This is a genomic window from Enterobacter cloacae complex sp. P42RS, from assembly GCF_014930595.1.
GTDB classification, from domain to species: Bacteria; Pseudomonadota; Gammaproteobacteria; order Enterobacterales; family Enterobacteriaceae; genus Enterobacter; species Enterobacter bugandensis.
This window is the reverse complement of sequence record NZ_JADBRK010000018.1, coordinates 86,766-94,485: the sequence shown is the minus strand read 5'-3', so window position 1 is coordinate 94,485 and position 7,720 is coordinate 86,766. Positions and strand designations below refer to the sequence as shown.

Genomic DNA, 7,720 nt, shown 5'->3' with positions numbered 1-7,720 from the left:
GGAACTGCCAGGCATCAAATAAGTGAAGAGGCCATCCGAAAGGATGGCCTTTTTGCGTTTCTGCGCTGCACAAACCGTAGGCCGGGTAAGGCGAAGCCGCCACCCGGCAAGTCAGACCGCACACCACTTCACAATAAACTCAGCAATCCCATCCTCATCATTTAAATCCAGCACCGGAACCTCAATATCGAGAGCAACATCGCTGGCCACCGCAATCACATGCTCATCCAGCGTTAACTCGCTGATATCGTGCCCGGCATCGCTTCTGAACAGCAGGATCTTAGGCACGGCCTCATGCTTAAATCCCTCAACCAGCACCAGATCCAGCATGGAGTGATCCATCCGGCTCACCAGATACGTGAGATCCAGCGCTGCCTCATCCGGCGTTTCTGTCATCAATGCCCAACGCTGGTTGCTTGCTACCATTGTCTGCGCGGCACCCGCTTTGCGCAGCTCATAGCTATCTTTGCCCGGCTTATCGACATCCATATTATGGTGAGTATGCTTAATCAAGCCTGGACGAATACCGCGGGCGCACAGCGCGGGTATCAGTTTTTTCAGCAACGTGGTTTTTCCTGTCCCACTCCAGGCTGAAATGGCTAAAACAGAGTTCATCTCTTCTCCTGCATGGCCTGTAAATCTTCTATTGTGTTCACATTCACGAACGATGTTTTCATGTCGCTAAAATCAACAGTATGTCCGCCGACCTTACGCATAAACACCATCACTCTTCGCTCTCCGGAAGCCAGATAGTCGCTCATAGCAGGAATCAAGGATCGGTTAATGAGCGCGATAGTTGGGTGGTCGCGCTCGCCGTCATGCACCCAGACCACGGGTGAATCACCTCGCTGTTGCACCATCCGTTCCACCAGGCAGGTGGGTATAAATGGCGTATCACACGAACAAAAGAGAAACCACTCTCCCTGCGACTGCTGCATCACCGAAAGCATACCGGCCAGCGGCCCCGGAAAATCTGCGAGATTATCCTGATAAACGGGAAACCCGCTGCGCTGGTAAATATCGATATGGCGATTTGCGCTCAGCGCCATTGCCGATACCTGATCGACAAGCGTATCAGCGACATGCTGCCATAAGGGCTTGCCTTTCAGGAGCTGTAGTCCTTTATCTTCCCCGCCCATCCGCGTAGCTCTGCCGCCTGCCAGAACGACCCCAGTGATTTCCAGGCTAAGATTCACGAATATCGCCTCTTTTATTGTGGGATTGACCCTGCTAACGTGTCACTCTAAATGAAAGGAGCACCACCATGAAATGTAAACGTCTGAATGAAGTCATTGAACTCCTCCAGCCAGCCTGGCAAAAAGAGCCAGAGTTGAATCTGATGCAATTCTTACAGAAACTGGCAAAAGAGTCAGGTTTTGACGGCGATCTGGCAGACCTTTCTGACGACATCCTGATCTACCACCTCAAAATGCGCGACTCAGCCAAAGATGCTGTTATTCCTGGTATTCAGAAGGATTATGAGGAAGATTTTAAAACTGCATTGCTGCGCGCCCGAGGCGTAATTAAAGAGTAAAAGCTTGTAAGCGGAGCCACCGAAATCGCTACAAGATGATATCCTGAATCATTCGTATAATTTCCGGATGATCGGATGAACGACCAGGCTTTTACTTTCCAGACACTACACCCGGATACCATTATGGATGCCCTGTTTGAACAGGGTATTCGTGTGGATTCCGGGCTAACTCCGTTAAACAGCTACGAAAACCGCGTCTATCAATTTCAGGACGAGGATCGTCAGCGCTTCGTCGTAAAGTTCTATCGCCCTGAACGTTGGTCTGCACAGCAAATTCAGGAGGAGCACCAGTTTGCTCACGATCTGCTGGTTGATGACGTCCCCGTTGCCGCGCCGATAAAGTTCAATAACCAAACGCTGCTCACGCATGAAGGGTTTTACTACGCCGTATTCCCCAGTCTGGGTGGCCGCCAGTTTGAAGCGGATAATATCGATCAGATGGAGTGGGTTGCTCGCTATCTGGGACGCATTCATCAGACGGGACGTAAAACAGCGTTCACTGCCCGACCAACGATCGGGATTCATGAATATCTCACCGAACCACGTCAGATATTCGAAACGTCTGCGCTGATCCCCGCTGCGTTAAAGGATGATTTCCTCAACGCCACCGATAAGCTTATTGCTGCGGTGAAAACCTGCTGGCGTGATGATATTTCCGTTCTGCGCCTGCATGGCGATTGTCACGCCGGAAATATTCTCTGGCGCGATGGACCGTTGTTTGTCGATCTCGACGATGCGCGCATGGGACCAGCGGTTCAGGATCTGTGGATGCTGCTCAATGGCGACAAAACCGAGCAGCGCATGCAGCTTGAAACGATTATTGAAGCCTATGAAGAATTTAGCCCGTTTAATTCAGACGAAATTGCCCTGATTGAGCCTTTACGTGCGATGCGTTTTGTTTATTATCTCGCATGGTTAATCAGGCGTTGGGACGATCCCGCATTTCCTCGTAATTTCCCGTGGCTTACCGGAGAAGATTACTGGCGCAGCCAGATATCTACATTCACTCAGCAGGTTAAGGTTCTTCAGGAACCCCCTCTGCAATTAACGCCGATGTATTAATTGGACACACCCAGGAGAGAGTTAATCATGAAAAAAATTTGGCTGGCGCTGGCAGGTATGATTCTGGCATTTAGCGCTTCTGCTGCGCAGTTTACCGACGGTAAACAGTTTATCACGCTGGAAAAGCCGGTTGCTGGCGAGCCACAGGTTCTGGAGTTCTTCTCATTCTATTGCCCGCACTGCTATCAATTCGAAGAGGTGCTGCATGTTTCTGACAACGTGAAGAAAAAGCTGCCGGAAGGCACCAAAATGACCAAGTACCACGTTGAATTCCTGGGCCCGTTGGGTAAAGACCTGACTCAGGCGTGGGCGGTTGCGATGGCGCTGGGCGTGGAAGATAAAATCACTGCTCCAATGTTCGAAGCCGTACAGAAAACCCAGACCGTTCAGACCACTGCGGATATCCGCAAAGTGTTCGTTGATGCCGGTGTGAAAGGTGAAGAGTACGACGCCGCGTGGAACAGCTTTGTAGTGAAATCTCTGGTTGCTCAGCAGGAAAAAGCGGCCGCTGATCTGCAGCTTCAGGGCGTTCCGGCGATGTTTGTTAACGGCAAATATCAGCTGAACATGCAGGGCATGGACACCAGCAGCATGGATATTTTCGTACAGCAGTATGCTGATACCGTGAAATATCTGGTTGAGAAGAAGTAATTTCGTTGATATGAAAACGCCGGTCACTGACCGGCGTTTTTGTATGAAGATTTAATGCTGTCTATCTGTTCGTCTTTCTCTTTCCAGAGCGTATTAAGCCACTGCTGGAAACCACGTTTGAAATTCTTATCGTTAACGTAGTCACCGTGCAGCCCGGCATCGATCGGCACTAAATTCACCCGAACAACAATGCGAGTCAGCTTGCCGCTGAGCATATCGAAGAATGGCGTCCTGTCATTTTCCGGATAGCAGAGCGTAACGTTCAGAAGTTTATCGAACTGTGCACCCAGCACGTTAAGCGCCATCGCAATACCCGCCGCCTTTGGCGGAAGCAGGTTCTGATAAGGGGAGCGTGTTTGTTGACGTTTATCTTCCGTAAACCGTGAGCCTTCAACAAAGTTCACGATGGTCGTTGGATGTGCGCGAAACTTTTCACAGGAGCGGCGCGTGGTCTCCACATCCTTACCGCGACGCTCCGGATGACGAATCAGATAGCTGCGCGAATAGCGTTTCATAAATGGCATATCAAGCGCCCAGCAGGCCAGCCCGATAAAGGGCACCCAGGCGAGCTGCTGCTTCAGGAAGTACTTGTTCATCGGGATATGTTTGCGAAAAAGCACGCATAACACCACGATGTCCGCCCAGCTGTGATGATTGCAGATCAGCAGGTACCAGTTCTTTTTGTTGAGGCTCTCCAGCCCTTCGACATCCCACTTAAGATGCGGATTCAGGCACAGCAGGATCGCTAGCCCTTCACACCAGCAATACATCATGAAATTACAAAACGCAGAGACGGATCGCCACACCGCAGGCACAGGCAGCAGCAGTTTAACGATCCCGGCGATAATGATTGGCACAGAACACGCAATCGTCACCAGAATGGTTAAAATGATACTTAGCGGTAATGTTATTGCAGCGAGCAATCTCGACATGATGAGCTTTTTCAGGTGGTTAGCTTTAATGGACCGGCCGATGATACGGCGCTGGGGGCTGATTTTATCAGAAAAATGACAAAATTATGGCGCTTTCATATCGTCAATAGATGGCTTTTCCCCTGAAGCAGAAGATTTCTCTAATATTGTGCGCTAATCAGGACTTATATCCACATAGACTAAATTGCCATCAGCAAGCTATTTTCATGCAGTGTTAGTTGTTAACATTATGATATGTAATAATTTATTCTCAACGCGCACCTGCTTTTAGTATCTGTTTTTCATTTGAAGTGAAAATATTCACAAACTTATCCACAGTTTGAATTTTGCGAGCGATCCTCACGATCGCAAAATCTTTTCCTGTATCGAACCTGAATAACTGATGTTTTCATCCTTCTGTGGCATCCTTTACGCATAAATTGATTAAAGGCACGGACATTATGGTTCAGATCCCAGAAAACCCACTTATTCTCGTCGACGGCTCTTCTTACCTGTATCGGGCGTACCATGCGTTTCCTCCTCTGACCAATAGCGCAGGGGAACCTACCGGCGCGATGTACGGCGTGCTGAACATGCTGCGCAGCCTGATTCTTCAGTATCAGCCCACCCATGCGGCTGTCGTTTTTGATGCGAAAGGCAAAACCTTCCGCGATGAGCTGTTCGAACATTACAAATCCCATCGTCCGCCAATGCCTGACGATCTGCGTGCGCAGATTGAGCCACTGCACGCCATGGTGAAAGCAATGGGCCTGCCGCTGCTGGCCGTCTCTGGCGTGGAGGCCGACGACGTCATCGGTACGCTGGCGCGTGAAGCTGAAAAAATGGGCCGTCCGGTGCTGATCAGCACCGGTGATAAAGATATGGCGCAGCTGGTGACGCCAGGTATTACCCTGATCAACACCATGACCAACACCATTCTGGGGCCAGAAGAAGTAGTCACTAAGTATGGCGTGCCGCCAGAGCTGATTATCGACTTCCTCGCGTTGATGGGCGACTCCTCGGATAACATTCCTGGCGTTCCTGGCGTCGGTGAAAAAACCGCGCAGGCGCTGCTTCAGGGGCTGGGTGGCCTGGATACGCTCTACGCGGAATCAGACAAAATCGCCGGACTTTCCTTCCGTGGCGCAAAAACCATGGCCGGGAAGCTGGAAGAGAACAAAGAGGTGGCTTATCTCTCCTATAAGCTGGCAACAATCAAAACCGATGTGGAACTGGAGCTGGGCTGTGAGCAGTTGGAAGTGCAACAGCCTTCCGCTGACGACCTGCTGAGCCTGTTTAAGAAATACGAATTCAAGCGCTGGACCACTGACGTGGAAGCCGGTAAATGGCTGCAGGCAAAAGGGGCCAAACCTGCTGCTAAGCCGAAAGAGACGATTGTCGTTGATGCCGAAGATCAGGCGGAAGAAGAAGCCGCAGCGCTCTCCTTCGACAACTACGAAACCATTCTGGAAGAGTCACAGCTGATCGCCTGGATCGAGAAACTGAAAAAAGCGCCGGTCTTTGCCTTTGACACCGAAACAGACAGCCTCGACAACATCTCAGCCAATATGGTGGGATTGTCCTTTGCGACAGAGCCGGGTATTGCCGCCTACGTTCCCGTGGCGCACGACTACCTGGATGCGCCGGAGCAGATCTCCCGCGAGCGCGCGCTCGAGCTACTGAAGCCGATTCTGGAAGACGAAAAGGCGCTGAAGGTTGGTCAAAACCTCAAGTACGACCGCGGCATTCTGCAGAACTACGGCATTGAGCTGCGCGGGATTGCCTTTGACACTATGCTCGAATCCTACATTCTGGACAGCGTGGCGGGCCGCCATGATATGGATTCCTTATCTGACCGCTGGCTCAAGCACAAAACCATTACCTTTGAAGAGATTGCCGGTAAAGGGAAAAATCAGCTCACCTTTAACCAGATTGCTCTTGAAGAGGCAGGGCGCTACGCGGCGGAAGATGCCGACGTCACGCTGCAACTGCATCTGAAGATGTGGCCGAAACTGCAGAAGCACGAAGGTCCGCTGAACGTATTCCAGCATATTGAAATGCCGCTGGTGCCCGTGCTGTCCCGTATCGAACGCAATGGCGTTAAGATCGATCCAACGGTGCTGCATAACCACTCTGGCGAGCTCGCGCAGCGTTTGACCGAGCTCGAGCAGAAAGCGCATGAGCTTGCAGGCGAGCCGTTTAACCTCTCTTCACCGAAGCAGCTGCAAACCATTCTGTTTGAAAAGCAGGGCATCAAGCCGCTGAAGAAAACCCCTGGCGGCGCGCCGTCAACCTCTGAAGAGGTGCTGGAAGAGCTGGCGCTGGACTACCCGCTGCCAAAAGTGATTCTGCAGTACCGTGGTCTCGCGAAGCTGAAGTCTACCTACACGGACAAACTTCCGCTGATGATCAACCCGAAAACGGGCCGTGTGCACACTTCGTATCATCAGGCGGTAGCGGCAACCGGGCGTCTCTCGTCAACCGATCCTAACCTGCAGAACATTCCGGTGCGTAACGAAGAGGGCCGCCGTATTCGCCAGGCTTTCATCGCACCAGAGGATTATCTGATTGTCTCGGCGGACTACTCGCAAATTGAACTGCGCATTATGGCGCACCTGTCCCGCGATAAAGGTCTGCTGACGGCATTTGCGGAAGGAAAAGACATCCACCGGGCGACCGCGGCGGAGGTCTTTGGTTTACCGCTGGACAACGTGACCAACGAACAGCGCCGCAGTGCAAAAGCGATCAACTTCGGTCTAATCTACGGCATGAGCGCGTTTGGCCTTTCACGCCAGCTAAACATTCCGCGCAAAGAGTCGCAGAAGTATATGGATCTTTACTTCGAGCGTTATCCGGGCGTTCTGGAATATATGGAACGCACCCGCGCGCAGGCGAAAGAGAAAGGTTACGTTGAAACCCTGGATGGCCGTCGTCTCTATCTCCCGGACATCAAATCCAGCAACGCGGCGCGCCGCGCTGGCGCAGAGCGTGCGGCGATCAACGCCCCGATGCAGGGTACCGCAGCGGACATCATCAAGCGCGCAATGATCGCTGTTGATGCCTGGCTGGAGAAAGAGAAGCCGCGCGTGAAAATGATCATGCAGGTACACGATGAACTGGTGTTTGAAGTGCACAAAGACGATCTCGATATTGTGTCGAAAAAGATCCACGAACTCATGGAAAGCAGCATGACGCTAGACGTGCCGTTGCTGGTGGAAGTGGGAAGTGGTGAAAACTGGGATCAGGCTCACTAAAGGTTCTGTGAATAACGCGCTTTTTATGTAAGTTAGCAACATAACAACGCGCGTTTTGTGACGATCATTAGAATTCCCTATGTAAAGAATGAAAAAAAACTACAAAAAGTGCTTTTTCTACAACAAAAAAAGGGGTAGAGTTATCGACGTAGGGTACAGAGGTAAGATGTTCTATCTTTCAGACCTTTTACTTCACGTAATCGGATTTGGCTGAATATTTTAGCCGCCCCAGTCAGTAATGACTGGGGCGTTTTTTATTGCGGCAAAGAAAAGTTCGGACAAAAAAAGCGCGGACATCGCCGCGCTCG

Annotated in this window: 7 protein-coding genes; 4 read left to right on the top strand and 3 right to left on the bottom strand. The window is 51.2% G+C overall.

Annotation, left to right across the window (positions count from 1 at the left end):
• Positions 1–111: 111 nt before the first annotated feature.
• Together mobB and mobA are read right to left on the bottom strand one after the other, a co-directional pair.
• The gene (gene mobB, locus IM314_RS18320) at positions 112–615 is read right to left on the bottom strand and encodes a molybdopterin-guanine dinucleotide biosynthesis protein MobB (protein ID WP_193359226.1); all 504 of its coding nucleotides are present in this window, start codon (positions 613–615) and stop codon (positions 112–114) included.
• A complete protein-coding gene (gene mobA / locus IM314_RS18315) occupies positions 612–1,196 on the bottom strand; it encodes a molybdenum cofactor guanylyltransferase MobA (RefSeq protein WP_045630629.1) in 585 nt (194 codons plus the stop codon). Before mobA ends, mobB begins: the two co-directional genes overlap by 4 nt.
• 68 nt (positions 1,197–1,264) lie before the next feature.
• Between mobA and IM314_RS18310 the strand changes: the two genes are divergently transcribed.
• The 3 genes from IM314_RS18310 to dsbA all read left to right on the top strand — a co-directional run bounded on the left by IM314_RS18310 (position 1,265) and on the right by dsbA (position 3,247).
• Positions 1,265–1,534, top strand: coding sequence for a YihD family protein (locus IM314_RS18310; RefSeq protein ID WP_008501866.1), 270 nt, complete (start codon positions 1,265–1,267; stop codon positions 1,532–1,534).
• 75 nt (positions 1,535–1,609) lie between these two features.
• A complete protein-coding gene (locus tag IM314_RS18305; protein ID WP_045630628.1) occupies positions 1,610–2,596 on the top strand; it encodes a serine/threonine protein kinase in 987 nt (328 codons plus the stop codon).
• A gap of 27 nt (positions 2,597–2,623) precedes the next feature.
• On the top strand, positions 2,624–3,247 hold the full coding sequence (gene dsbA / locus IM314_RS18300) for a thiol:disulfide interchange protein DsbA (RefSeq protein WP_028014899.1): 624 nt from the start codon (positions 2,624–2,626) through the stop codon (positions 3,245–3,247).
• 23 nt (positions 3,248–3,270) lie between these two features.
• Here the strand turns inward: dsbA and IM314_RS18295 are convergent, their stop codons facing one another.
• The gene (locus tag IM314_RS18295) at positions 3,271–4,179 is read right to left on the bottom strand and encodes an acyltransferase (protein ID WP_045630627.1); all 909 of its coding nucleotides are present in this window, start codon (positions 4,177–4,179) and stop codon (positions 3,271–3,273) included.
• A gap of 440 nt (positions 4,180–4,619) precedes the next feature.
• Here IM314_RS18295 and polA point away from each other — a divergent pair, with 440 nt between their 5' ends.
• Positions 4,620–7,412 (top strand): DNA polymerase I, encoded by a 2,793-nt coding sequence (gene polA / locus IM314_RS18290; RefSeq protein ID WP_188246131.1) that lies wholly within the window; start codon positions 4,620–4,622, stop codon positions 7,410–7,412.
• Positions 7,413–7,720 lie beyond the last annotated feature (308 nt).

Excerpts from the sequence above, each read along its gene's own strand:
- mobB (WP_193359226.1), bottom strand. The coding sequence starts at position 615 with ATGAACTCTGTTTTAGCCATTTCAGCCTGGAGTGGGACAGGAAAAACC.
- IM314_RS18310 (WP_008501866.1), top strand. The coding sequence starts at position 1,265 with ATGAAATGTAAACGTCTGAATGAAGTCATTGAACTCCTCCAGCCAGCC.
- IM314_RS18305 (WP_045630628.1), top strand. The coding sequence starts at position 1,610 with ATGAACGACCAGGCTTTTACTTTCCAGACACTACACCCGGATACCATT.
- dsbA (WP_028014899.1), top strand. The coding sequence starts at position 2,624 with ATGAAAAAAATTTGGCTGGCGCTGGCAGGTATGATTCTGGCATTTAGC.
- IM314_RS18295 (WP_045630627.1), bottom strand. The coding sequence starts at position 4,179 with ATGTCGAGATTGCTCGCTGCAATAACATTACCGCTAAGTATCATTTTA.
- polA (WP_188246131.1), top strand. The coding sequence starts at position 4,620 with ATGGTTCAGATCCCAGAAAACCCACTTATTCTCGTCGACGGCTCTTCT.